Origin of the sequence: Micromonospora sp. NBC_00821, from assembly GCF_036347035.1 — a bacterium.
In the GTDB taxonomy this organism is placed as follows: domain Bacteria; phylum Actinomycetota; class Actinomycetes; order Mycobacteriales; family Micromonosporaceae; genus Micromonospora; species Micromonospora hortensis.
This window is the reverse complement of sequence record NZ_CP108880.1, coordinates 5,632,523-5,654,751: the sequence shown is the minus strand read 5'-3', so window position 1 is coordinate 5,654,751 and position 22,229 is coordinate 5,632,523. Positions and strand designations below refer to the sequence as shown.

Below are 22,229 nucleotides of genomic sequence, written 5' to 3'. Positions count from 1 at the left end.
ACCTGCAAGGACGGGACCGTTGGGGACGGAATCGGTCCGCCACGGCGACGGTCTGACGTACACAGCGTCCGTCGTGAATGTGTGAGTGTGCCCCATGTCATAGCTGCGACACATCGTCGTAACGTCACGGCAACTCGACAGTGACCCAGTTCACAGTCTGCCCCTCAGGAGGCCGCCGTGCGCCGCTCCTCGTCCACCCTCACCCGGCTGCTCGGTGCGGTCGCCGGCCTCGCCCTCGCCGTCGCGGGCGCGGTCGCCGTCGCCGCACCCGCTCAGGCCGCCACCCTCACCCAGGTCACCGGGTTCGGCTCCAACCCCGGCAACCTCGCCATGTACGCCTATCGGCCGGACGGCCTGCCGGCCAACTCCCCAGCCGTCGTCCTGCTGCACGGCTGCACCCAGAACGCCTCCGGCTACTTCGCCAACTCCGGCTGGCAGAAGTACGCCGACCAGTGGAAGTTCGCCCTGATCGTCGCCCAGCAACCCTCCGGCAACAACGCCAACTCCTGCTTCAACTTCTTCGAGGCGGGGGACACCACACGAGGCCAGGGTGAGGCGCTGTCGATCAAGCAGATGGTCGACCACGCCAAGACGAATTACGGGGTCAACGGCTCCCGGGTCTACGTCAGCGGGCTCTCCGCGGGCGGGGCGATGAGCGCTGTCATGCTGGCCACCTACCCGGACGTCTTCGCCGCCGGATCGATCATCGCGGGGATCCCGTACCGCTGCGCCACCAGCATGGTCAACGCGTTCAGCTGCATGAACCCGGGTGCGGACAAGACCCCGGCCGCGTGGGGCGACCTGGTCCGCGGCGCGTACTCCGGCTACACCGGCCCGCGCCCCCGGGTGGCCATCTGGCACGGCACCTCGGACTACACGGTCACCCCGCTCAACGGCACCGAGTCCCGCGACCAGTGGACCAACGTGCGCGGCGTGTCGCAGACCCCGACCAGCACCTCGTCGCTGCCCGGCAACACCAACCTCGAGGTGTACGGCAACGACGACGTGCGCCTCTACCGGATCTCCGGGATGGGCCACGGCACCCCGGTCGACCCGGGCTCGGCGGCCGAGCAGTGCGGCACCGCTGGCGCGTACTTCCTGGACACCATCTGCTCGACGTACCGTGACGCGCTCTTCTTCGGTCTGAACGGCGGCGGGACCAACCCGACCCCGACCCCGACGGCCACCCCCACGCCGACCCCGACGGCCACTCCGACCACACCGCCGACCTGTGTGACGGCCAGCAACTACGCGCACGTGGCGGCCGGTCGCGCGTACCAGTCCGGCGGCTACGCCTACGCCAACGGCTCCAACCAGCGGATGGGCTTGTACAACACCTTCTACACCAGCGCCCTCAAGCAGACCGCCCCCAACCACTGGGTGGTCGGCTGCTGAGTCCCACCCTCCTTGCCCGTGTTGATCAAGAGGTTTGCGTCATCCGGAAGCCGGAATCTGACGCAAACCTCTTGATCAACGGGGTTGTCGGCGGGGGCTCAGGTTGGGCGGGCAGGACCGGAGCTAGCGGATCCAGCGCGTCGCTGCGGACCACGAACCGGGTCACCCCCCAGCGCCGTTCGTGTTCGGCGACCGCCGTGACGATCTCGTCCACAGTGCCGATCAGTACGAACGGGGTGGCCAGTAGTTCGGCGGCCGTCATGCCGTTGCGGCGGGCCTGTTCCGCGGCGGCAGCCTCCGCGTCGTCGGTGACCAGCACCGTCTGCACCAGCGCCTCCAGCGCCGGCGGGTCGGTTCGGCCGGCCGCGCCGGCGGCCACGCAGGCCACCTGGGCCTCGATCTGGTCGGCCCGCCAGCGCGCCTCATGCTGGTGGCCGTCGGCGAGGGTACGTCCGAACCCGGTCAGCCCGACCACGTCGGCGTGCGCGCCGGCCCAGCGCAGCAGCGTCGAGTTCGCCGTACCCATCGTCAGCGGGATCCGGTCCTGCACCGGCCGGGGTTCGCGCAGCACCGCCTCGCGCATCGTCAGCTCGGCCGAGTCGACGGTGACCGAGGCGCCGTCGAGCAGGGCGCGGACCGCCTCGGCGACGGCCACGCAACGGCGGACCCGGCCGGCCACGTCGGGGCGTTCCCGGCCCACCGCGCGCCACTCCGCCGGGGTGTGACCGGCGCCGACGCCGAGCCGGGCCCGACCGCCGGAGATCAGATCGAGGGTGGCCACGTCGGCCGCGAGCAGCATCGGTTCCCGTACGCCGAGGTTCGACACGTACGAGCCGAGCCCGATCGTCGAGGTGACCGGGGCGGCGGCGGCCAGCGCCACGAACGGTGACGTCACGTCGCCGGGGTGGTCCGCGGCGAGCAGAGCGTCGAAGCCGACGCTCTCGGCCCGACGGGCCAGCTCGGCCCAGCTCGCCGCGTCGGTCGGGGTGGCCTGGAGGGAGAAGGTCGCCATCGGTCCAGCATCGGCCCACGCTGGCCCACCGGCGACCCGCCGACAGCCGATTCTGCCAAGGGCCGAACCACCCCCGGGCGAACCCTGTCGATCATGAAGTTGTTGTTACGACACGCCGAGGCGAACGGCAAAAACTTCATGATCAACGCGAACGGGGGCGGGGGTGTGGGGTTAGGGGTTAGGGGGTTGGGGTTAGGGCTGTTTGGAGGGCTTGGGGGAGGGTGGGGTGCTGGTAGGGGTAGGCGGCTCTCGCCAGGACTCCGGGGAGGACTCGGGTGCTGGTGAGGGCCTCGTGGGAGAAGCCGCCGAGGACCACCTTGAGCGCCAGCGCGGGGATCGGGATGATCGCCGGCCGGTGTAGTTGCCGGGCCAGCTCGCGGGTGAACTCGGCGTTGGTGACCGGGTTCGGCCCCACCACGTTGACCGGGCCGGCGATGTCGTCGCGGTCGAGCAGGAAGCGTGTCGCGTCCAGCCAGTCGGCCATCGAGATCCACGGCAGCCACTGCCGGCCACTGCCCAGCCGGCCGGCGATGCCCAGCTTGAACGGCAGCAGTTGTGGCTTCAGTAGCCCGCCCTCGCGGTGCAGCGGCAGACCGGTACGCAGCCGGACCACGCGTACCCCGGCGTCCTCGGCCGGCCGGGTCGCGGCCTCCCACACCCGGCAGACGTCGGCCAGGAAGCCCTCGCCGGCCGGCGCGTCCTCCTCGACCGCGCGGTCGCCCGTGTTGCCGTACCAGCCGACGGCCGATGAGTTGAGCAGCACCCGGGGTCGGTCCGCGGCGGGGAGCCCGGCGATGGTGGTCGCCAGCGTGGTGGTGGTGTCCACCCGACTGGTGCGGATCAACCGCCGGTAGTCGTCGTTCCAGCGTTTGTCGCCGACACCCGCGCCGGCCAGGTTGACCACGGCGTCGGCCTCGGCGACCACGGCCGGGTCGAGCTGCCCGGCAGCAGGGTCCCACCGCCGCTCCTGCGGCCCGCCCGGCGCTCGACGGACCAACCGGGTGACCTCGTGCCCGTCGCTGACGAGCAGGTCGGCCAGCCGGGTGCCAAGGAAGCCGGACGCGCCGGCCAGAAGGATCCGCATACCCCCATCTTCGTCCAGAACGCCACCGGTGGATGCGTGGGGCTGCCAAAGGTGGGGGCGTTTCGGCGAACGAACGTGCGCGGAACCCTTGTGCGGCCTGAAAGCGCAGGTCAACGGCTGTTCCGGGTACCGAAAAAGGCTGTCGCGCGCATTCGGTGCCGGTCGCGTTTCCGCAGGTCAGAGCGAACGTGAATGCAATGTTCGCGATTGCTTCCGGCATCGATCTGGCTGACCATGAGCCATCCGAGAGCGCCCCGGAATGGCGGGGTCGGCTCGCCGTGCCCACCGTCGGGCGATCCCTGAGGAGGAACCATGCCGATCCTGGTGACGGGAGCGACCGGGACCGTCGGAGGCAGCCTGGTCCGGCAACTGGTGGCCGCCGGCCACGACGTACGCGCACTGACCCGCGATCCCACCTCGCCGGCGGCCACCGCGCTGCCCGGCCAGGTGGAGGTGATGGCCGGCGACTTCGCCAGGCCCCACACGCTGGTCCCGGCGCTGCGCGGCGTGACGCGGATGCATTTGGTCGCGATGGACGGGTACGGGCCGCTGAGCACCGGTGCGGAGATTCTGGAGCTGGCCCGTGAGGCCGGCGTCCACCGGGTCACCCACCTCGGCCACAACGATCCGAGCCGGGCCGACGACGACCCGCTCGAGGCGCCCCACCGGCCGCTGCACCGGGCCGTCGAGAACTCGGGCCTGGAATGGACGCACGTCTTCCCGGGCGAGTTCATGGCGAACACCCGCGAGTGGGCGGCCGGCATCCGCGCCGAGGTGGTGGTGCGGGCGCCGTTCGGGGACTGGAACAGCGCGCTGGTCCACGAGGCGGACATCGCCGCGGTCATCGTGGCCGCGCTGACCGAGGACGGCCACGCCGGCCGGGTGTACCAACCTACGGGGCCCGAGCCGGTCCGTCGCCGGGACGCGGTCCGGATGATCGGCGAGGCGATCGGCCGTCCGGTGCGCTTCGACGAACTGACCCCGGAGCAGGCCCGCGAGCACTGGAAGGACCACTATCCCGTTGAGGTGATCGAGTGGTTCCTGGAGATGGGGCGCTATCTCGACGGCAACGCCTGGGTCGCCCCGGACGTCGAGCAGGTGACCGGACGCCCCGGGCGCACGTTCCGGCAGTGGGCCGCCGAGCACGCTGACGACTTCCGGTGACAACGCCCGGGGCGTGGACCGGCCCGGCGGTCAGGCCGCGTGGGCCGGGCGCAGGTCGGCGAGCAGTCGCTCCACCTCGGCGTACGACTCGGGGCTCAGCGGGCCACGCTCCAGGGTGGCCAGGTTCTCGTCGGCCTGGGCCACCGTGCGCAGGCCGGGAATCGGCACGGTACGGGGGCTGCGCGCCAGCAGCCAGCCGAGCGCGCCCTGTGCGAGGGTGCGCCCGTCGGCGGTGAGCGCAGCGCGGACCTGATCGACCCGGGCCGCCCAGCGCGGTGTCGGCCGGCCGTCGGTGAACCATTCCAGCCACTCCGGTGCCCGTCCGCGCACGTCGTCCGCCCCGACCGCCCGGGTCGACCCGGTGAGCAGCCCCATCGCCAGCGGACCACGGTTGAGGCTGGCCAGGTCGTGCTTGTCGCAGACCGCCAGCACCGCCGCGTTGTCGCGCAGCACCGACTCGTCGTGCTGGATCGCTGCGCAGTGCGGGCCGGCGGCCGCGAACGCCTCCGCCGAGGCCGGGTCGTCGGTGCTCCAGCCGTACGCCCGGATCTTGCCCTGGTCGACCAGGGCCTCCAGGGTGTCGACCAGATCGAGCGCGGCGGGCACCGGCAGTGCGTTGATGTGCAGTTGATAGAGGTCGACGTAGTCGGTGCCGAGGCGGCGGAGCGAGTCTTCCAGGCTGCGCACCGCGAAGGCCGGGCCGGCGTCGGTGCCAAGCGCCCGCCGGGTGCTCTCCTCGCTGACGTTGCCGAACTTGGTGGCGATCACCACGCTGTCCCGTCGCCCGGCCACTGCTCGACCGAGGATCCGCTCGCTGTGTCCGGCACCGTAGTTGCTGGCGGTGTCGAACAGCGTCACCCCGAGATCGAGCGCCCGGTGGATGGTGCGGATCGACTCGTCGTCGTCCACCTCACCCCAGCCGAACGGCTGCCCGTCGTCACCCCACAGCGGGCCGCCGATGGCCCAGCACCCCATTCCGATCGCGCTCACAGTGATGCCGCTGCGTCCCAGCGTCCGTGTCGTCGTCATGGTCACCAGCCTCCAACCTGGAGCGCGCTCCAGGTCAAGCACTAGCATCTCGCGACATGAGCGGTTACGCCCCCTCGGAGGCCGCCCGCCGCAGCGGCTTCAGCCTGGACACCCTGCGGTACTACGAGAAGATCGGCCTGCTCGCGGACGTGGAGCGTACGGCGGGCGGACAGCGGGTCTTCACCGACGACGACCTCGGCTGGCTGGTGCTGTTCCGCTGCCTGCGCGACACCGGGATGCCGATCGCGCAGATGCGCCGCTACGCGCAACTGGCCCGCGATGGTGAGCACACCACCGACGAGCGGCACGAGTTGCTGTGCCACCACGCGGCGCGGGTCGAGGAGCAGATGCGCCTGCTCCAGCGCCAGTACGACCACCTGCGGGAGAAGATCCGCTTCTACGAGCGACTGCCCGGCACGGCACCGGGGTCGGAGCCCGGCTAGGGCCTGTTTCATGAGAACTGGCCGGCCTGCGGCGGGCCCGAACGACGACCGGCGGCGTTGCGGTTTCGTCCGGATACCACACCGGTATCCGAACGAAACCGCGCCTTGCCGGATCGCCGCCCGGACTCCGCCTCGGCTCGACCGCCCTGTTGAAATAGGCCCTAGGAGGGACCGGGCGCGGTCAGGCCGAGTAGTTCCTCGGTGGTACCGGTTCGACCGGTGAGCGCGTTCAGGGCGGTGACCAGCCGCTTCTCCTCGTAGCGGAAGTGCGACTCCAGCAGGGCGGCCAGCCCGCCCAGTTCGGCGCGCACCTGGTCGACCGGCACCGCCGCGTCGCCGCCCAGCAGTGCCTCGACCCGTTCCAGGATTCCCGCCACCACCTCGTGATCGGTGATCAGGTTGTCGATGACCGGGCGCAGCTCGGGGGCTTCCTCGGCCAGCAACCGGAACGCGCCCGCGTCCTCACCGCTGTGGTGTCGGCCCAGCGCGGCGCAGAAGGTCAGGCAGTGTGCCCGCAGGTCCCGGGACGGGCTGTCGAGGCTTGCCTGGAGCCGGGCCAGTTCCGCGCTGAGCCAGAGGTGAATCTCGATCATCTGATTGCCGACGGCGGCGAGCCGGCCGGCCGGTGAACCGGTTGGGTGCACGTTTCGTCCCATGCTGTCCCCGCGCCTCCATGCCCACGGCGGCCTTCGGGCCGGGTGCACTGCGACGCTGCGCCGAAGTCTAGGGCCGGCCGGTCATGCCGACAAACCCGGGAAACGCCGCGGTCACGGCGTGGTCGGTTCGTCGGTCTCCCGGACGTCGTGCCAGCGCGCCCGCCAGGCGGCCTCATGGGCCTCGTGGCTGGTCCGCTCCTGGAAGACGGCGGCCCGCAGGGCGTGCCGGGATTGCGCCATCACCATCACCTCCACGGCCACCAGCGCCACGCAGATCACTGTCGCGAGGGTGAGCGCGCCCAGCGCTGGCAGGTGCTGGCCGACCGGAAGGGCCGCCGTGAGCACCACTATGACGCCGACGCGGGTCCACGTGACGGTGTGCAGGGTGCGTAGCTGGAAGAGCAGGTTGACGGCGAAATAACAGATCAACCCGCCGAAGAGCATCGGCACCGCCGGCCCTTCGACCTTCTCGGCGATCCCGCCGGCCGGGTCGGTGATCTTGTGCAGGACCTCCTCGTTGCCAATCGAGAAGAGGATCACCCCGGCGATCATCGGCAGGTAGAGATACGCGTACGCGTCGCGGGCCATCGCCACCCGGGGAGCGCCCTCCGCCGCGTGCAGGGCGATCCGGGCGGCCGGCCCGATGAAGTCGAAGTGCGCCCACCAGAGGGCTGCGGTGACCACGATGCCGAGCGCGGCGGCGGCCACCGCCGGCCAGGTGACCGGCTTGCCGAGCAGGTTGCCGCCGACGCCCGTCGAGATGATCGACTCGCCCAGCGCGATGATCAGGATGAGGTCGTAGCGCTCGGTCCAGTGCTCGGCGCTGGTCACCCCCCAGCCCCAGGTCCCGACGATGAAGCCGGTGGCGTACTGCACCACCACCACGGTGATCCACAGCCCGTCGCGGACCAGGGCGGCGCGGTCGGGGTCGCTGATCTGGGGCGGGATGAGCGCGGCGGCCAGCAGCAGCACGATGCTCACCGCCAGCTCCGGCGCGAACCGCCGCAGCTGCCGCCGCTCCTGCGGGCTGTCCCGCACCACATGCTGATAGAGGATCATGTGTACGGCCCGGACCACGACGTAGCTGATGGCCACCAGCATCGGGCCGGCGGCGCTCCCCTTCGGGTCGTTGAACGCCTGCGGCAGCGCCAGCGCGAACGCGAACAGGGCGACCATCGCGATCACCATGAGCACCGGGACGTAGCCCTCGCCGAGCCGGACCCGGGTGGCGACCAGGCTGTGCACCACCCAGATCCACCAGAGCACGGCGAGCACCAGGCCGGCGTGCACCAGTTGCCGACCGGAGATGTTCGCGGCGGTGGCCCGGGTGATGATGAAGAACGAGAAGACGAAGACCAGGTCGAAGAAGACCTCGAACTTGTCCACCCGGGCGCCCGGGGCGATCGGGACGGCCGGTCCCAACTGTCCACCCCGCCGGTAGCCGCCCACGATCCCACTCTGGCAGCGTCCGGGCTGCTCGGAGGCCCGAACGGCGATGGCGGCGGGGCCCCGCGTTACCTCCGGCCCGGGTCGGGGAAACAGCGGGGCCACGGCCTCTCGCAGCGGGCCGGTCGGTCCGCCCACCCCGGACAAGGATGGACAATGACGACCAACAACCCGATCACCACTTCGTTCGCCCATCACTCCACGGCCATGGACGTGATCCGGGGCGTGGACCTCGTCGGGCGGCGGGCGATCGTCACCGGCGGGTCCTCCGGGATCGGCGTGGAGACCGCCCGCGCCCTGGCCAGCGCCGGCGCGGAGGTGACCCTGGCCGTTCGCAACCCCGACGCGGGTCAGCAGGCCGCCAACGACATCACCGCCACCACCGGCAACGACCGCGTCCTGGTCGCCCCGCTCGACCTCGCCGACCAGGGTTCGGTCGCCGACTTCGTGGCCAACTGGGACGGCCCGCTGCACATCCTGGTCAACAACGCCGGCATCATGGCCGCACCCCTGTCCCGCACCCCGCAGGGTTGGGAGATGCAGTTCGCCACCAACCACCTGGGGCACTTCGCGCTCGCCACCGGGCTGCGCCCGGCACTCGCCGCCGGCGACGGGGCCAGGATCGTCTCGGTCAGCTCCGCCGCCCACCTGCGCTCACCGGTGGTCTTCGAGGACATCCAGTACGACAAGCGGGAGTACGAGCCGTGGCAGGCGTACGGGCAGTCCAAGACGGCCAACGTGCTGTTCGCCGTGGAGGCCACCCGGCGCTGGGCCGACGACGGCATCCTCACCAACTCGCTGATGCCCGGCGCGATCCGGACCAACCTCCAGCGCTACGTGAGCGAGGAGGAGTTGGACCGGCTGCGGGCCGGCAACGCGGCGTCCTGGAAGACGGTCGAGCAGGGTGCCGCCACCTCAGTGCTGGTCGCCGCCTCGCCGCTGCTCGACGGCGTGGGCGGGCGCTACTTCGAGGACTGTCAGCAGGCCGCCCCCGCCCAGCCCGGTGGGCGGACGGGTGTCGCCGACTACGCGCTGGACCCGGATGCCGCCGAGCGGCTCTGGAAGGTCTCGACCGCGCTGCTCAAGAGCTGAGGACCGCAGACGAGAGGGCGCCCCGGTCGACGACCGGGGCGCCCTCTCGGCGTTAGCGGGCAGATCAGGCCAGGCCCAGCTCCGAATCGAAGTTGCCGGCCTCCAGCCGCTCCTTGACCGCGGTCAGGAAGCGGGCCGCGTCGGCGCCGTCGATCAGCCGGTGGTCGTAGGACATGGCCAGGTAGACCATCGACCGGACCGCGATGACCTCGCCCAGCTCCGGATCGTTGACAACGACCGGACGCTTCACCACGGCACCCGTGCCGAGCATCGCCGACTGCGGCGACGGCACGATCGGAGTGTCGAACAGCGCGCCCCGGCTGCCCGTGTTGGTCAGCGTGAAGGTCGCCCCGGCCATCTCGTCCGGGGTGATCTTGTTGGCCCGGGTGCGCTCGGCCAGGTCGGCGATCCGCTTGGCGATGCCGCCCATGTTGAGGTCACCGGCGTTGTGGATGACCGGCACGAGCAGCCCACGCTCGGTGTCCACGGCGATGCCGAGGTGCTCGGCGGCCGGGTAGGTGATCGTGCCGCCGTCCAGGTCCATGCTGGCCTGGATGATCGGGTGGGTCTGCAGCGCCTCGATGGCAGCGAGGGCGAAGAAGGGCAGGAAGGACAACTTCACGCCGTGCTTGGCCTGGAACGAGTCCTTCGCCTGAACCCGCAGCTTGGCGACCTTGGTGACGTCGACCTCGACGACGGTGGTCAGCTGCGCCGTCTCGTGCAGCGACTGCTGCATCCGCTTGGCGATCGTCGCCCGGATCCGCGGCAGCTTCTCCGTGGTGCCCCGCTTGGAACTCGGCTGGGGCTTCGCGGCCGGCTTGGCCGGGGGCGCGGCGGCGGCGGGAGCGGCAGCCGGAGCCGGAGCGGCCTTGGCGGCCTTCGCCTTCTCGGCGGCCTCCAGCACGTCCTGCTTGCGGATCCGACCACCCACGCCGGTGCCGTTGAGCGCGGACAGGTCGACGCCGTGCTCACTGGCCAGCTTGCGCACCAGCGGGGTCACGTAACCGGCGGCCTCCTCGCCGGCACCCGGCGCCGGGGCGGACGGGCGGGCCGGCGCCGAAGTCGACGCGGCCGGCTGCGCGGCCTGCTCGGTCTTCGCCGGCTGCGCCGAGCTCTCGGTCTCCGCGGCGGGCTCGCTGTACGAGGCGCCCTGCGTCGGCTCCTCGACCTTCGGCTCCGGCTTCGGCTCGGCCTTCGGCGCCGGCTTGGCCTCCGCCTTCGGCTCGGGCTTCGGCTCGGGCTGTGCCGGGGCGGGGGCACCGCCGGCAGCGCCGATGATCGCCAGGTCGGCGCCGACCGCGGCGGTCTCGTCCTCGGCGACCTTGATCTCCAGCACCGTGCCGGCGACCGGCGACGGGATCTCGGTGTCCACCTTGTCGGTGGAGACCTCCAGCAGCGGCTCGTCGACCTCGATGGTCTCGCCGACCTGCTTCAGCCAGCGGGTGACGGTACCCTCGGTGACGCTCTCGCCCAGGGCGGGCATCTTCACCGCGGTGCCCTCGCCCGACGAGGCGGCGGCCGGAGCCGGCGCCTCTGCCGGGGCCTCGTCCTGGGCCACCTCGTCGGCGGTGCCCTCGGCGGCGGCCGTCGGCTCGGCGGCCGGCTCGACCGACTCGGCCGGGGCCTGCTCCTGCGGGGCGGCCTCGCCACCGCCGGTCGACTCGCCCTCACCGGCGATGACGGCCAGCTCGCTGCCGACCTCGGCGGTCTCGTCCTCGCCGACCACGATCCGGCTCAGCACGCCGGCAGCGGGTGACGGGATCTCGGTGTCGACCTTGTCGGTGGAGACCTCGAGCAGGGGCTCGTCGACCTCGACCGTGTCGCCCTCCTGCTTGAGCCAGCGAGTGACGGTGCCCTCGGTGACGCTCTCGCCGAGCCGGGGCATGGTGACCGATACCGGCATTTTCTGAGACTCCTTCATTCCCCTGGTGGGATCTTCGCCCGTCGCCGGACGCCGCGGTTGTGGATGATCAGGCGTGCGCGTGCAGCGGCTTGCCGGCGAGGGCCAGGTGCGCCTCGCCCAGGGCCTCGTTCTGGGTGGGGTGGGCGTGCACGAGCTGGGCGACCTCCGCCGGGTAGGCCTCCCAGTTGTAGATGAGCTGCGCCTCACCGATCAGCTCACCCACCCGGGCGCCGATCATGTGTACGCCGACCACCGGGCCGTCCTCGACCCGGACCAGCTTCACGAAGCCGGTGGTCTTGAGGATCTGGCTCTTACCGTTGCCACCCAGGTTGTAGTTGTACGTCTTGACCTTGTCGGCGCCGTACTGCTCCTTGGCCTTGGCCTCGGTGAGACCCACCGACGCCAGCTCCGGGTCGCAGTAGGTGACGCGCGGGATGCCGACCTCGTCGATCACGGCGGGGGTCTGCCCGGCGATCTCCTCGGCCACGAAGATGCCCTGCTGGAAGCCCCGGTGCGCGAGCTGGAGGCCGGGCACGATGTCGCCGACCGCGTAGACGTTCGGCACGCTGGTGCGCAGCCGCTCGTCGGTCAGCACGTAGCCGCGGTCCATCTTGACGCCCTGCTCCTCGTACCCGAGGTTGGCGGTGTTCGGGCCGCGACCCACGGCGACCAGCAGCAGCTCGGCCTCGACGGTCTCGCCGCCGGAGATGGTCAGCTTGACGCCGCTCTCGGTCTTCTCGACCTTCTCGAACGGCTTGCCGACCTTGAAGTTGATCTTCCGCTTGCGGAACGCCCGCTCCAGCGCCTTGGACGACTCCTCGTCCTCGGCGGCGACCAGTCGGGGCAGCGCCTCGACGATCGTCACGTCGACGCCGAAGGACTTCCACACGCTGGCGAACTCGACGCCGATCACGCCGCCCCCGAGCACGATCACCGACGACGGCACCCGGTCCATCGTGAGAGCGTGGTCGCTGGTGATGATCCGCTCGCCGTCGACATCCAGGCCGGGCAGGCTCTTCGCGTACGAGCCGGAGGCCAGGACGATGTTGCGGCCGGTGTAGCGCTTGCCGTCCACCTCGACCACGTTCTTGCCGACCAGCTTGCCGGCGCCCTCGACGATCGTGATGCCCTTGTTGCCCTTCAACATGCCCTGCAGGCCCTTGTACAGGCGGGCGATCACGCCGTCCTTGTACGAGTTGACCCCGGCCATGTCGATGCCGATCAGCTCGGCCTTCACACCGAACTGCTCCGACTCGCGGGCCTGGTCGGCGATCTCGGCGGCGTGCAGCAGGGCCTTCGTCGGGATGCAGCCGTTGTGCAGACAGGTGCCGCCGAGTTTGCCCTTCTCGACCAGCGCGACCTTCAGGCCCAGCTGGACGGCGCGCAGCGCGGTCGCGTAGCCGCCGCTGCCACCTCCGAGAATGACAATGTCGAAGGTCGCTTCGTTCGGCTCGCTCACGTCCAACTCCCAGGTCGCGTCGCTGCATCGGGGGTCACAGAGGTGTAACAGGGACACACCCCACCTCGGTCATCTTGTCACCACTGGGCACAGGGTGCGTACCGAGGTGCCCAACGACACGTCATCGACACGTACCCTTGGCACCGTCGTCGATGACGCAACGTGGGGGAGAGATCCGGTGGGCTTGTTCCGGCGCCGCAAACAGGCGGCTGTGCCGAGCCATGACCGCGCCGCCAGTCGCGGCGATCTGGACCATTTGGAGAACTTCATCCGGAGTCGGCGCGGCGTCGAGGCGTACATCGAACCCCGTACGACGGTGACGGAGACCACCGTCATCCTGATCGCCGACGACGGGGAGTGGACCCGTCGGCGCATCGACGGCCCGGACGGCGCCCGGCGCTTCGCGTACCGGATGGGCATCCCGGTGTACGACGTCCGGCTGATGGGCTACCCACAGCGGATGCGCGACTTCAACGAGCGCCGCAAACGTCGCCCCGAGCGACACTGAGCAACGCGAAAGGGGCCCCCTGCTCAGGAGGCCCCTTCCGCATGTCCGTCAGCCGTTGGCGGCGACATCCTCGACGAGCTGCACCAGCGTGCGGACCGGAACGCCGGTGCCGCCCTTGGTCCAGTAGCCGGTCGGCTCGCCCGAGTGGTAGCCCGGACCGGCGATGTCGATGTGCGCCCAGGCCACGTCGTCGGTCACGAACTCGCGCAGGAACACGCCGCCCTGCAGCATGTGACCGGCCCGGTCCATCCCGGCGTTGACCTGCGAGATGTCCGCCACATCCGACTCCATGCCCTTACGGACGTCGTCGGGCAGCGGCATCGGCCAGGCCGGCTCGCCGACGGCGTCGCCGACCACCTTCACCCGGTCGCACAACTGCGGGGTGCCCATCACGCCGGCCATCCGCTTGCCCAGCGCGATGACCTGGCCACCGGTCAGCGTCGAGGTCTCGAACAGGTAGTCGGTGCCGTCCGCGCAGGCGCGGGCGATGGCGTCGCCCAGGATCATCCGGCCCTCGGCGTCGGTGTTGAGCACCTCGACCCGCTTGCCGTTGAACATGGTGATCACGTCGCCCGGCCGGTAGCTGGTGCCCGACGGCATGTTCTCCGCCATCGGCAGGTACGCGCTGACCGCCACCGTCGGCTTCAGCGCGGCGATCGCCAGCATGGCCGCGCCCACCGCGGCGGCGCCCGCCATGTCGGACTTCATCTCCCACATGCCCTGCGCCGGCTTGATCGAGATGCCGCCGGTGTCGAAGGTGATGCCCTTGCCGACCAGCGCTACCCGCTTGCCGTTGCCGCCGTCCTGCGGGGTGTAGGTCAGCTTCACCAGCCGCGGCGGAGCCTCCGAGCCCTGCCCGACCGCGACGATGCCGCCGTACCCGCCGGCGGCCAGCGCCGCCTCGTCCAGCACCTCGACGCCGAGGCCCGCCTCGCGCGCCGCGCTGGCTACCGCGTCGGCGAACGACGGCGGACGCAGCTCGTTCGGCGCCGTGTTCACCCAGTCCCGGCTGAGCCGGACCGCGCCCGCCACCGCCTGCGCCCGGGCGACCTCCGCCTGGGCTCCCGCGTCACTGGCGTCCGGCACCGCGATGAGCACCTCGGCCACCGGCTCGCGCCGGGTCGGCTGGGGCCGGGTCTTGTAACCGGCGAACCGGTACCCGCCGAGCAGCGCGCCCTCGGCGACCGCGCGCAGCTCGGCCGACGCGTCCGCGTCGTCCGGCAGCGGCAGCGCCAACGCGACCCGGGGTGCGCCGGCCAGGGCCCGGATCGCCGAACCGGCGGCCCGGCGCAGCGTCTCCGGGGCCGGGGCGGCGCCCGACGGCTCCGGGCCGAGCCCGACCGCGGTGACCAGCGGGGCGGTCACGGTGCCCAGCGTGGCCAGCTTGATGACCTCACCCGGCCCGCCGGTCGCGCCGAGCAGCGCGAGGGTCTCGGTCAGCTTGCCGTCGAACGCGGCCGCGATGCTCTCCGCGCCGCTGGCGAGCAGCAGGGTGCCGGCGAGGCCGCTGGTGGCGCCCTGCTCTCCGGTCTGGCTGTGCACGCCGATCACGATCGCGTCGACGGCGAGCTCGGCCGGGTCGGTGTCGACCAGGCTCAGGTTGGTGGTGCGGGGTGAAGTCACTGAAGCTACTCCGGGCGGGCCGGGCCGGTCGCGGCGTCGCGTACCAGCGGTGAAGGTCTCCGGCGGAACCTACCCGCCGGACGTCATGGCTGTCCCGCCGACAGCGCCAGCGGGCTCCCGCCGATGCTAACCAGCGACGTTGCCCCCGGTAAGTTGCCACCCATGACCGACGTGACCTCCGACGCCGCCGCGACCCGGCTGCGCCGTTCCCCGCTGCACGAGCGGCACACCGCCGCCGGAGCCAAGTTCGCCCCCTTCGGGGGCTGGGAGATGCCCCTGGAGTACGCCGGCGGCGGAGTGCTCAAGGAGCACACCGCCGTGCGTACGGCGGTCGGGGTCTTCGACGTGTCACACCTGGGCAAGGCCCGGGTGAGCGGCCCCGGCGCGGCCGACTTCGTGAACTCCTGCCTCAGCAACGACCTGGGCCGGATCGGCCCGGGCCGGGCGCAGTACACGCTCTGCTGCGACGACGCCAGCGGTGGCGTGGTGGACGACATCATCGCCTACCTGTACGCCGACGACCACGTCTTCCTCATCCCGAACGCGGCGAACACCGCCGAGGTGGTGCGCCGGTTGCGCGCCGCCGCTCCCGAGCAGGTGACAGTCACCGACGAGCACGAGGCGTACGCGGTGCTGGCCGTGCAGGGCCCCCGCTCGGCCGAGTTGCTGGCCGCCCTGGACCTGCCCACCGAACACGGCTACATGAGCTTCTCCGCAGCCAGCCTGGCCGGGGTGGAGCTGACCGTCTGCCGTACTGGCTACACGGGTGAGCTGGGCTACGAGCTGGTGGTGCCGGCGGAGCACGCGGTCGCCGTCTGGGATGCGCTCTTCGCCGCCGGCGCCGCGTTCGAGCTGCGCGCCTGCGGGCTGGCCGCCCGGGACACGCTGCGCACCGAGATGGGGTACCCGCTGCACGGGCAGGACCTCTCCCTGGACATCAGCCCGGTGCAGGCCCGCTCCGGCTGGGCCGTCGGCTGGGACAAGCCGGCCTTCTGGGGCCGCGACACGCTGCTCGCCGAGAAGGCCGCCGGCCCCCGGCGTACGCTGCGCGGCCTGGTGGCAGTCGACCGGGCCATCCCCCGCCCCGGCATGACGCTGCACGTGGGTGACACCCAGGTGGGTGTGGTGACCAGCGGCACCTTCTCCCCAACCCGCAAACAGGGCATAGCGCTGGCCCTGCTGAACACCAACGCCAACCTCACCGACGGCGACGAGGTAGAGGTCGACATCCGAGGCCGCCGAGCCCCCCTGAAGCTGACGAAACCCCCCTTCGTAACCCCCTCAGTGAAGTAACCCCACCGCCTTGCCCCGGTGATCAAGAGGTTTGCGTCAAGTTCGGACGAGATTCTGACGCAAACCTCTTGATCAACTAGGCCAGGGGGTTAGCGGGAGGGGGTTGGGGGTTCGCCTGAGTCCAGGACCGCTTGGGTCCAGCCGCCCTCTATGACGCCTGTGGCATCCAGGACGGCCCAGTCGACAACGTCGGACGCCTCCACGACCACTGGGGCGCCGATGCGCACGCTCTCGTCGGTGTTGGCGTCGCTGGCGCTCACGCCGACGATGCGTTCCGGGGTCTCCCACGAGGTGACGCCCGCCCAGACGTACTCCGGCCCGTCGTCTCCGGGCAGGCCGTACTTCACCACCAGTTGCGACTCGGCGGGGAGCTGGCCGGCGACGAACCGGGCCCGCGCGTCATCCAGCGCGGCCCGGGCGGTGGCGACCGCACGGCTCATCGCGTCACCGGAGCGGGCGTAGCGCACGTCCGGCTGGATCCCGGAGAACAGTGTCGCGCAGGCGGCGGCGTAGTAGCGCCCGTCCGGGCCGGGGTGCCCGGCAGGCGGACGCAGGCTGAGGAACGAGTCGGCCTCCGGGTCGGTCGCCGGGTCCAGTTCGAGGCGGAGCAGCACCGGAGCGGTGGCGCCGTGCTGCTCCGGGTTGCCGTACGCCACCGCGATGTCGTGCCCGGTGACAGTGGCCAGCACCGGGAGCTGCACGAACGCCGGCACCTCCTCGCCGGTGAGCCCGTCGGTCCAGTCCCGCAGCAGTCGGCGGGCCGCCCCGGTCATCACCGCACCCCAGGCGCGGGTGAGGTGGTCGGGCACCCCCTGGGTCTGCAACTCCAGCAGACCGAAGCGGCGCAGCCCCTTGGTGGTGAACCACAGGCCCTCGTTGTCCGAGGAGTACGGCACCAGCACCCAGTCGACAAGTCGGATGCGGCCCTGCTCGTCGGGGAGGGAGCGCAGCGCGGTCGCCGGGTCGAGGAACTGGAGGCCGAAGACGTCCACCACGTCGCTGTCGACGGATTCCGCCACGGCAGCCGCGACCGCCCGGGCGGCCCACTCGTGCGCGGGTGGCCAACCGGGCCGGTACTCGGCCTGTACGACCACCAGGTGCGTCGCCGCCGCCAGCCGGTCCAGCTGCTCCTTGGTGGCACCGAACGCGGTGAGCAGGTCCGGTGGCAGCTCGGGGAACTCGGCGATAGGCCGGGTGTCGACGCTCATCAGCGGGCTGTCGAGCATCTGCCGGGCCAGCCCGTGCACCGGCTCGGCCAGCCGGCCGGTCAGGGCCGCCACCGCTGTCTTCGCACTGACCTTCGGTAGCCCCGCCATCGGCACCAGGTAGGTCGCGCTGAGCGACTCCGGCACCGGTACGGGCAGGAAGTCGTCCGTGATGAGCATTGTGGGATCCCCCGGTGGCCGCGCCGGTGTTGTCGAGCCGAACGCTACCCGGCCCGCCGGGCCCGGTTCAGCCGGACAGCACCAGACCCAGGTAGACCAGCGTGGTGACCACCTCGACGGTCGCCCCGAGGACGTCGCCGGTGATCCCGCCGAGGCGGCGTACCACGTGGTTGAGCAGCGGTAGCGCGACGGCGATCGCGGCGACGACGGCCAGCGGCCCCTGCCACGGTCGGTCCGGCACCGCGGGCACCGCCAGCAGCACGACGGCGACCGCGCCGGCGGCCACCGCCACCGGGCCGACCGTGCCGGCGACGAGCGCGCCCAGCCCGTCGGGCCGGGCCGCCGGCACGCCCCGCCGGCAGGCCACAGTGACACCGAGCCGCCCGGCCGCGGTCGCCGCTACCACCGCCGCGAGGCACGCCGGCCAGGACCGACCGGCGAGGTCGGCGAGCGCCGCGGCCTGCACCAGGAGTACGACCACCAGGGCGACCACTCCGAACGGGCCGACGTCCGGCTTCTTCATGATCTCCAGGGCGGCAGCGCCCCGCCGGTACGAGCCGAGCGCGTCCACTGTGTCGGCCAGCCCGTCCAGGTGCAGCCCTCGGCTGAGCAGTGCGGCGACGCCGACTGTCACACCGGCCGCCACCAGCGGTGGGGCGAGCGCCCCGGCCAGCAGCAGCACACCGGCCAGCACTGCGCCGAGCAGCGCGCCGACCACCGGGGCGAGGGCCATCGCCGTGCCGGCGACCGGGCGGTCGATGCGCCCGGCCCGCACCGGCAGCGTGGTGAACGTGGTGACCGCCAGCCGGGCCCCCGCGAGCAGCCGTGGCTCAGCCGGCACGCCAGCCCGACGCCGGCTGCTCGTCCGCCCCGGTGCTGGCCGGGCCCGGCCCGGCCGGCTCCGGCTCGGCGAAGTCGGGCTCGGTCGAGTCGGGCTCGGTGAGATCCGGGTCGGCGTAGCTCGGGTCGGTGGACTCCGGCTCGTCGGCGACCGGTTCGGTGTCGTCGGTGCCGGCCAGCGACGGGTGCACCGGCAGCGCGGCGGACAGCGCCAACACCGAGCGCAGCAGCGGCAGCGCGACGAGCGCGTTCGCGCCCTCGCCGAGATCCATCCGCAGGTCGAGCAGCGGGGTGAGGCCCAGCACGTCGGCGGCGAGTCGTACGGCCGGGTGCCCGCCGTGGTCGGCCAGCAGGCACCAGTGCCGGGCCTGCCCGGCCAGGTCGCGGCTCACCATGCCGGCGGCCAACCCGACCGGCCCGTCGAGCAGTACCGGCACCCGGCGGGCGGTGGCGCCGAGCAGCACGCCGGTGGCCACCGCCACGTCGCCGCCGCCCAGCTCGGCCAGGATGTCCTTGGCGCCGCGCGACGAGCGTCTGGTGCGGTGCAGCGCGTCGCGCACCGCCGCGCAGCGGATCATCCACGCCGCGTCGTCGATCTCGCCGGAGTCGGTGATCACCCGGCCCAACACGGCGGGCGGCTCCGCGCCCGCTGTCGCCGCGAGCACCGCCGCGGCCGCCGCCTCGGTGCCGGCGCCGCACGCGCCGAGCACCAGCAGTTGTACGCCGGCGTCGGCGGCCTGCTCGGCCAACCGCCAGCCGTAGCGCAGCGCGGACTCCACCTGCTCCGGCGCGAGGGCCGGTTGGTCTTCGATCGGCGCGGAGGCAGGAGTGTCCACCACCTGGAGACTCGCGCCGCTTTCGGCGGCCAGCCGCGCCAACGCGCCCTGGCCGGCGCGGGCCTGCGCGGCGCGGCGCGCCGACTCACCGGCGACGGTGCCGGCCGCCGCCCCGCCGGCGTGGTCGCCGTGCAGCAGCAGCACCCGCACCGAGCCCCAGGGGGCGGGGGTCGAGGTGCCCTGGGTGGTGGCGGCGAAGCCCACCACCCGGTCCAGCACGCCCAGCCCGGCGCCCTGTACGTCAAGGGTGGTCAGCCGGTCGACCGCCTGCGGGCCGGCGTACTCGTCGGGCATCGGCAGCTCCATGCCGGGCTGAATGACCAGCCCGGTGGACACCATCGGCAGCGCCATTGTCGGCGCGGCCCACGGGTTGCCCGGCTCCGCGGTCGGGGCGGCCGGTGGCGTGGGGGTCAGCACGTCGGGCAGCTGAACCTCGGGGGTGGGCTCGGCGTCGGCCAGGCTGGCCACGATCGGTGCGGTGGCGGCGGCCGTCGGCGCGGTCACTGTGGCGGGAACGGACGGTTCGGTAGCGGTGGCGGCCGGCTTGAGCCAGACCGGCTGACCGGCGACGACCAGTACGACCGCGTCGCAGGCGTCGGCGACCGCGCGGTTGGCCGCGCCCAACGCGTCGGTGAACGCCCGGCCTAGCGGGGTGGTCGGCACCAGCGACAGCCCCACCTCAGGGCTCACCAGCACCACCCGCGCGGCACACCCGCGGATCGCCTCGGCCAACTCGGCGATGGTGGCTACGTCGTCGGCGGGCTGGTGATCCGGGTCGAGCAGCACCGTCACCCAGCCGCCCAGGTCGTCGACGAGCAGCATCTCGTTGGGCTCGGCGGACTCCAGCACGTCGGCCAGCCGGCGTGGGTCCTCCGTGGTCTCCTCGGTGGTCCAGCTGCCCGGCCGTCGGGCCCGATGCGCCGCCAGCCGGGTCGCCCACTCGGTGTCCTCCGGGTCGCCCTCGGGCGCGGTGGCGACGTAGCGGACCACCGGCGCGTCGGTGACCAGGGACTCGGCGAACTCGGACTTGCCGGACCGGATACCGCCGAGCACCAGGACCGTGTTCCACCCGTCTACGGACATGCCCGTACCTTAAGGCCGCCCAGGGTTGTGGTGCCTGCCGGCCCGTCGTTCAGTCGCAGTGTTCGAACCCGCTGCCGTAACTGACCCCGCCGGTGGAGCCGCCCCACTTGACGCACGTCCCAGCGGCGGTGGCCCGCACCGGTCCGGCGTAGTAGTCGAAGGACCCGCTGTCGGTGCTGCGTGCCCGCCCCTGCACCTCCAGGTACGCCGAGGCGGCCGACTTCGCACCGACCGCGGCGTCCTTGAGGGTCACCACGCAGTTGGTGCCGTTGCCCGAGTGGTACAGCAGGAAGACCCGGCCCTTGCGCTGCCCGTCCCCGCCGGTCAGCGTCGCCGAGTCGATCACCTGGTAGCCGCTGCCGCACGCCTGTGCGGCCGTGTACGGGTTGGGCCGGCTCGACGGGGTGCGGGTGGGCGTCGGTCGGCTGCTGGCCGTACCGGTCGGTGTGCTGCCCGGCGTCGTGGTGCGCGGGTCCGGCGCGTTGGTCGGCGCGTCGGGCTGTCCGCCGGAGACGGTCGGTGCGGCGGACGCGGTGCGGCTGGTACTCGGCGCGCCGCTCGGTGCGGGTCCCGAGGTGCTCGCACCTCCGTCGTCGAGTGCGCCGCCGTCCGGGGCCGCCGCCGACTCGCCGGCCAGCGCGGGTGGATGGTCCGCCCCACCCGGCTCCCCGTCGGGTCGTAGGGCCGCCACGGCCACCGCGATCAGTGCCAGGAGAGCGACAGCGCCGACGCCGACCAGCAGTTGCCGGCGTCGGCCGGACGACCCCGTCCGCAACACGTCCTCCCGGGTCGACCCCGGCCCGCTCACCGGCGAGGCCGCGAAGCCGGCCGGCGTGCGCACGGCGGCAGCCCCGACCGGCGCGGGCTGCCCGACCGGCGTCGGTCCGGCCGAGAGCGGCGGTGCGGCCGGCGGCACGGGGGCCGGTGCGGCCGGCGGCACGGGGGCCGGTGCGGCCGGCGGCACGGGGGCCGGTGCGGCCTGCGGGGCGGGGGGTGTGGCGGCTGGCGTGACCGGAACGGCCGCGGGCGTCCCCGGGGTGGGGGCGGCCAGCGCCCACGGTGGGCGGGCCGAGACCGGAATGCTGGCCAGTGTCGCGTCGCGGGCGTCGGCGGCGGCAGCGGCCAACTCGGCGGCGCTGCCGAACCGGTCCTCCGGACGCTTGGCCAGCGCGCGGCTCACCACGGCGGCGACCGCCGGTGGGGTGTCCGCCGGCAGCGGCGCCGGGTCCTCCTGCGCGTGCCGCAGCGCCACCGCGAGGGGGTTGTCACCGTGGAAGGGCGGCTGCCCGGCAAGGCAGAAGTACGCCACAGCGCCGAGCGCGTAGATGTCGGTGGCGGCCGAGACCGGCTGCCCGGTGGCCTGCTCGGGAGACATGTACGAGGCGGTGCCGAGCACCATGTTCGCGGCGGTGAGCCCAGCCATGGCGCGGGACCGGGCGATGCCGAAGTCGACGAGCACCACGGTGCCGTCGGCCTTGACCAGCAGGTTGCCCGGCTTCACGTCCCGGTGCACGATGCCGGCGAGGTGGGCGGTGTGCAGCGCGTCGGCGGCCTGGGCCAGCACCGACATGGCGGTGGCCGGGTCCAGCCGCCCGACCGCGCGCACTCGGGCGGACAGCGGCTCGCCGTCGACGTACTCCATCACCAGGTAGTCGACCTGGCTGCCGTCGTCGAGCGCGGCCTGCCCCACGTCGTGCACCGGCACCACTCCGGGGTGCCGCAGCGCGGCCAGCATCCGCGCCTCGGCCCGGAAGCGGGCGGTGAACTCCGGATCGGCGACCAGCGACGGCAGCAGAACCTTCACGGCGACCTCGCGTTCCAGCAGCACGTCAGTGCCGCGCCAGACCGCGCCCATCCCACCCGTCGCCACCCGCTCGCCCAGCCGGTATCGGTCGCCGAGCAGCACTCCCCGTGTCAGCACCGAGCCACCGTACCGGCCGGCGTCGATTGGATTGATCCACCCCGTGGGGCTCTGCCG

Annotated in this window: 18 protein-coding genes; 6 read left to right on the top strand and 12 right to left on the bottom strand. The window is 72.5% G+C overall.

From position 1 onward, the window contains the following. The first annotated feature begins 177 nt into the window (after positions 1-177). A complete protein-coding gene (locus tag OHB44_RS25650) occupies positions 178-1,395 on the top strand; it encodes an extracellular catalytic domain type 1 short-chain-length polyhydroxyalkanoate depolymerase (protein WP_266304841.1) in 1,218 nt (405 codons plus the stop codon). Positions 1,396-1,420: 25 nt separating this feature from the next. Here the strand turns inward: OHB44_RS25650 and OHB44_RS25645 are convergent, their stop codons facing one another. Further along, positions 1,421-2,407: an LLM class flavin-dependent oxidoreductase gene (locus OHB44_RS25645; protein WP_330438472.1), complete on the bottom strand. Its 987-nt coding sequence runs from the start codon at positions 2,405-2,407 to the stop codon at positions 1,421-1,423. A 178-nt stretch (positions 2,408-2,585) separates the two neighbouring features. Next, entirely contained in the window at positions 2,586-3,491 is a 906-nt protein-coding gene (locus tag OHB44_RS25640) for a TIGR01777 family oxidoreductase (protein ID WP_238686646.1), read from the bottom strand. Between the two features lie 312 nt (positions 3,492-3,803). Between OHB44_RS25640 and OHB44_RS25635 the strand changes: the two genes are divergently transcribed. Then, positions 3,804-4,655, top strand: coding sequence for an NmrA family NAD(P)-binding protein (locus OHB44_RS25635; RefSeq protein ID WP_330438471.1), 852 nt, complete (start codon positions 3,804-3,806; stop codon positions 4,653-4,655). A gap of 30 nt (positions 4,656-4,685) precedes the next feature. Here OHB44_RS25635 and OHB44_RS25630 read toward each other — a convergent pair whose 3' ends face one another. After that, entirely contained in the window at positions 4,686-5,684 is a 999-nt protein-coding gene (locus OHB44_RS25630) for an aldo/keto reductase (protein ID WP_330438470.1), read from the bottom strand. A gap of 56 nt (positions 5,685-5,740) precedes the next feature. Between OHB44_RS25630 and OHB44_RS25625 the strand changes: the two genes are divergently transcribed. Further along, positions 5,741-6,127, top strand: a complete 387-nt coding sequence (locus OHB44_RS25625; protein ID WP_238686649.1) for a MerR family transcriptional regulator — start codon at positions 5,741-5,743, stop codon at positions 6,125-6,127. Positions 6,128-6,288: 161 nt separating this feature from the next. On the opposite strand, the gene OHB44_RS25620 is transcribed toward OHB44_RS25625, so the two are convergent. Beyond that, positions 6,289-6,783 (bottom strand): hemerythrin domain-containing protein, encoded by a 495-nt coding sequence (locus OHB44_RS25620; protein WP_238686650.1) that lies wholly within the window; start codon positions 6,781-6,783, stop codon positions 6,289-6,291. A 111-nt stretch (positions 6,784-6,894) separates the two neighbouring features. Further along, positions 6,895-8,232 carry a low temperature requirement protein A gene (locus OHB44_RS25615; RefSeq protein ID WP_238686651.1) on the bottom strand — a complete coding sequence of 446 codons (1,338 nt, stop codon included), beginning with the start codon at positions 8,230-8,232 and terminating at the stop codon, positions 6,895-6,897. 153 nt (positions 8,233-8,385) lie between these two features. Here OHB44_RS25615 and OHB44_RS25610 point away from each other — a divergent pair, with 153 nt between their 5' ends. Beyond that, positions 8,386-9,321, top strand: coding sequence for an SDR family NAD(P)-dependent oxidoreductase (locus OHB44_RS25610; RefSeq protein WP_238686652.1), 936 nt, complete (start codon positions 8,386-8,388; stop codon positions 9,319-9,321). 64 nt (positions 9,322-9,385) lie between these two features. Here the strand turns inward: OHB44_RS25610 and sucB are convergent, their stop codons facing one another. Together sucB and lpdA are read right to left on the bottom strand one after the other, a co-directional pair. Continuing rightward, positions 9,386-11,224 carry a 2-oxoglutarate dehydrogenase, E2 component, dihydrolipoamide succinyltransferase gene (gene sucB / locus OHB44_RS25605; RefSeq protein ID WP_266304844.1) on the bottom strand — a complete coding sequence of 613 codons (1,839 nt, stop codon included), beginning with the start codon at positions 11,222-11,224 and terminating at the stop codon, positions 9,386-9,388. A gap of 67 nt (positions 11,225-11,291) precedes the next feature. Continuing rightward, complete coding sequence (gene lpdA, locus OHB44_RS25600) at positions 11,292-12,683, bottom strand: dihydrolipoyl dehydrogenase (RefSeq protein WP_238686654.1); 1,392 nt, start codon at positions 12,681-12,683, stop codon at positions 11,292-11,294. A gap of 178 nt (positions 12,684-12,861) precedes the next feature. Here lpdA and OHB44_RS25595 point away from each other — a divergent pair, with 178 nt between their 5' ends. Then, positions 12,862-13,191 carry a hypothetical protein gene (locus tag OHB44_RS25595; RefSeq protein ID WP_238686655.1) on the top strand — a complete coding sequence of 110 codons (330 nt, stop codon included), beginning with the start codon at positions 12,862-12,864 and terminating at the stop codon, positions 13,189-13,191. 48 nt (positions 13,192-13,239) lie between these two features. Here the strand turns inward: OHB44_RS25595 and OHB44_RS25590 are convergent, their stop codons facing one another. Beyond that, complete coding sequence (locus tag OHB44_RS25590; protein WP_330438469.1) at positions 13,240-14,814, bottom strand: leucyl aminopeptidase; 1,575 nt, start codon at positions 14,812-14,814, stop codon at positions 13,240-13,242. Positions 14,815-14,976: 162 nt separating this feature from the next. On the opposite strand from OHB44_RS25590, the gene gcvT reads away from it, so the two are divergent. Next, positions 14,977-16,107 (top strand): glycine cleavage system aminomethyltransferase GcvT, encoded by a 1,131-nt coding sequence (gene gcvT, locus OHB44_RS25585; protein WP_330438468.1) that lies wholly within the window; start codon positions 14,977-14,979, stop codon positions 16,105-16,107. An 89-nt stretch (positions 16,108-16,196) separates the two neighbouring features. On the opposite strand, the gene OHB44_RS25580 is transcribed toward gcvT, so the two are convergent. From OHB44_RS25580 to OHB44_RS25565, 4 genes are all read right to left on the bottom strand, one after another. Then, the gene (locus OHB44_RS25580; protein ID WP_330438467.1) at positions 16,197-17,492 is read right to left on the bottom strand and encodes a DUF2314 domain-containing protein; all 1,296 of its coding nucleotides are present in this window, start codon (positions 17,490-17,492) and stop codon (positions 16,197-16,199) included. Positions 17,493-17,559: 67 nt separating this feature from the next. Beyond that, entirely contained in the window at positions 17,560-18,333 is a 774-nt protein-coding gene (locus OHB44_RS25575) for an adenosylcobinamide-GDP ribazoletransferase (RefSeq protein ID WP_238686659.1), read from the bottom strand. Then, positions 18,323-20,251, bottom strand: a complete 1,929-nt coding sequence (locus tag OHB44_RS25570) for a bifunctional adenosylcobinamide kinase/adenosylcobinamide-phosphate guanylyltransferase (RefSeq protein WP_330438466.1) — start codon at positions 20,249-20,251, stop codon at positions 18,323-18,325. The genes OHB44_RS25575 and OHB44_RS25570 overlap by 11 nt, the downstream gene beginning before the upstream one ends. Before the next feature lie 49 nt (positions 20,252-20,300). Continuing rightward, a complete protein-coding gene (locus tag OHB44_RS25565) occupies positions 20,301-22,172 on the bottom strand; it encodes a serine/threonine-protein kinase (RefSeq protein WP_330438465.1) in 1,872 nt (623 codons plus the stop codon). Positions 22,173-22,229 lie beyond the last annotated feature (57 nt).

Bases quoted from the DNA above. Each gene is read 5' to 3' on its own strand.
- OHB44_RS25640 (WP_238686646.1), bottom strand. From the start codon at position 3,491: ATGCGGATCCTTCTGGCCGGCGCGTCCGGCTTCCTTGGCACCCGGCTG.
- OHB44_RS25580 (WP_330438467.1), bottom strand. From the start codon at position 17,492: ATGCTCATCACGGACGACTTCCTGCCCGTACCGGTGCCGGAGTCGCTC.
- OHB44_RS25570 (WP_330438466.1), bottom strand. From the start codon at position 20,251: ATGTCCGTAGACGGGTGGAACACGGTCCTGGTGCTCGGCGGTATCCGG.
- gcvT (WP_330438468.1), top strand. From the start codon at position 14,977: ATGACCGACGTGACCTCCGACGCCGCCGCGACCCGGCTGCGCCGTTCC.
- OHB44_RS25630 (WP_330438470.1), bottom strand. From the start codon at position 5,684: ATGACGACGACACGGACGCTGGGACGCAGCGGCATCACTGTGAGCGCG.
- OHB44_RS25610 (WP_238686652.1), top strand. From the start codon at position 8,386: ATGACGACCAACAACCCGATCACCACTTCGTTCGCCCATCACTCCACG.
- OHB44_RS25635 (WP_330438471.1), top strand. From the start codon at position 3,804: ATGCCGATCCTGGTGACGGGAGCGACCGGGACCGTCGGAGGCAGCCTG.
- OHB44_RS25620 (WP_238686650.1), bottom strand. From the start codon at position 6,783: ATGGGACGAAACGTGCACCCAACCGGTTCACCGGCCGGCCGGCTCGCC.
- OHB44_RS25645 (WP_330438472.1), bottom strand. From the start codon at position 2,407: ATGGCGACCTTCTCCCTCCAGGCCACCCCGACCGACGCGGCGAGCTGG.
- sucB (WP_266304844.1), bottom strand. From the start codon at position 11,224: ATGCCGGTATCGGTCACCATGCCCCGGCTCGGCGAGAGCGTCACCGAG.
- OHB44_RS25625 (WP_238686649.1), top strand. From the start codon at position 5,741: ATGAGCGGTTACGCCCCCTCGGAGGCCGCCCGCCGCAGCGGCTTCAGC.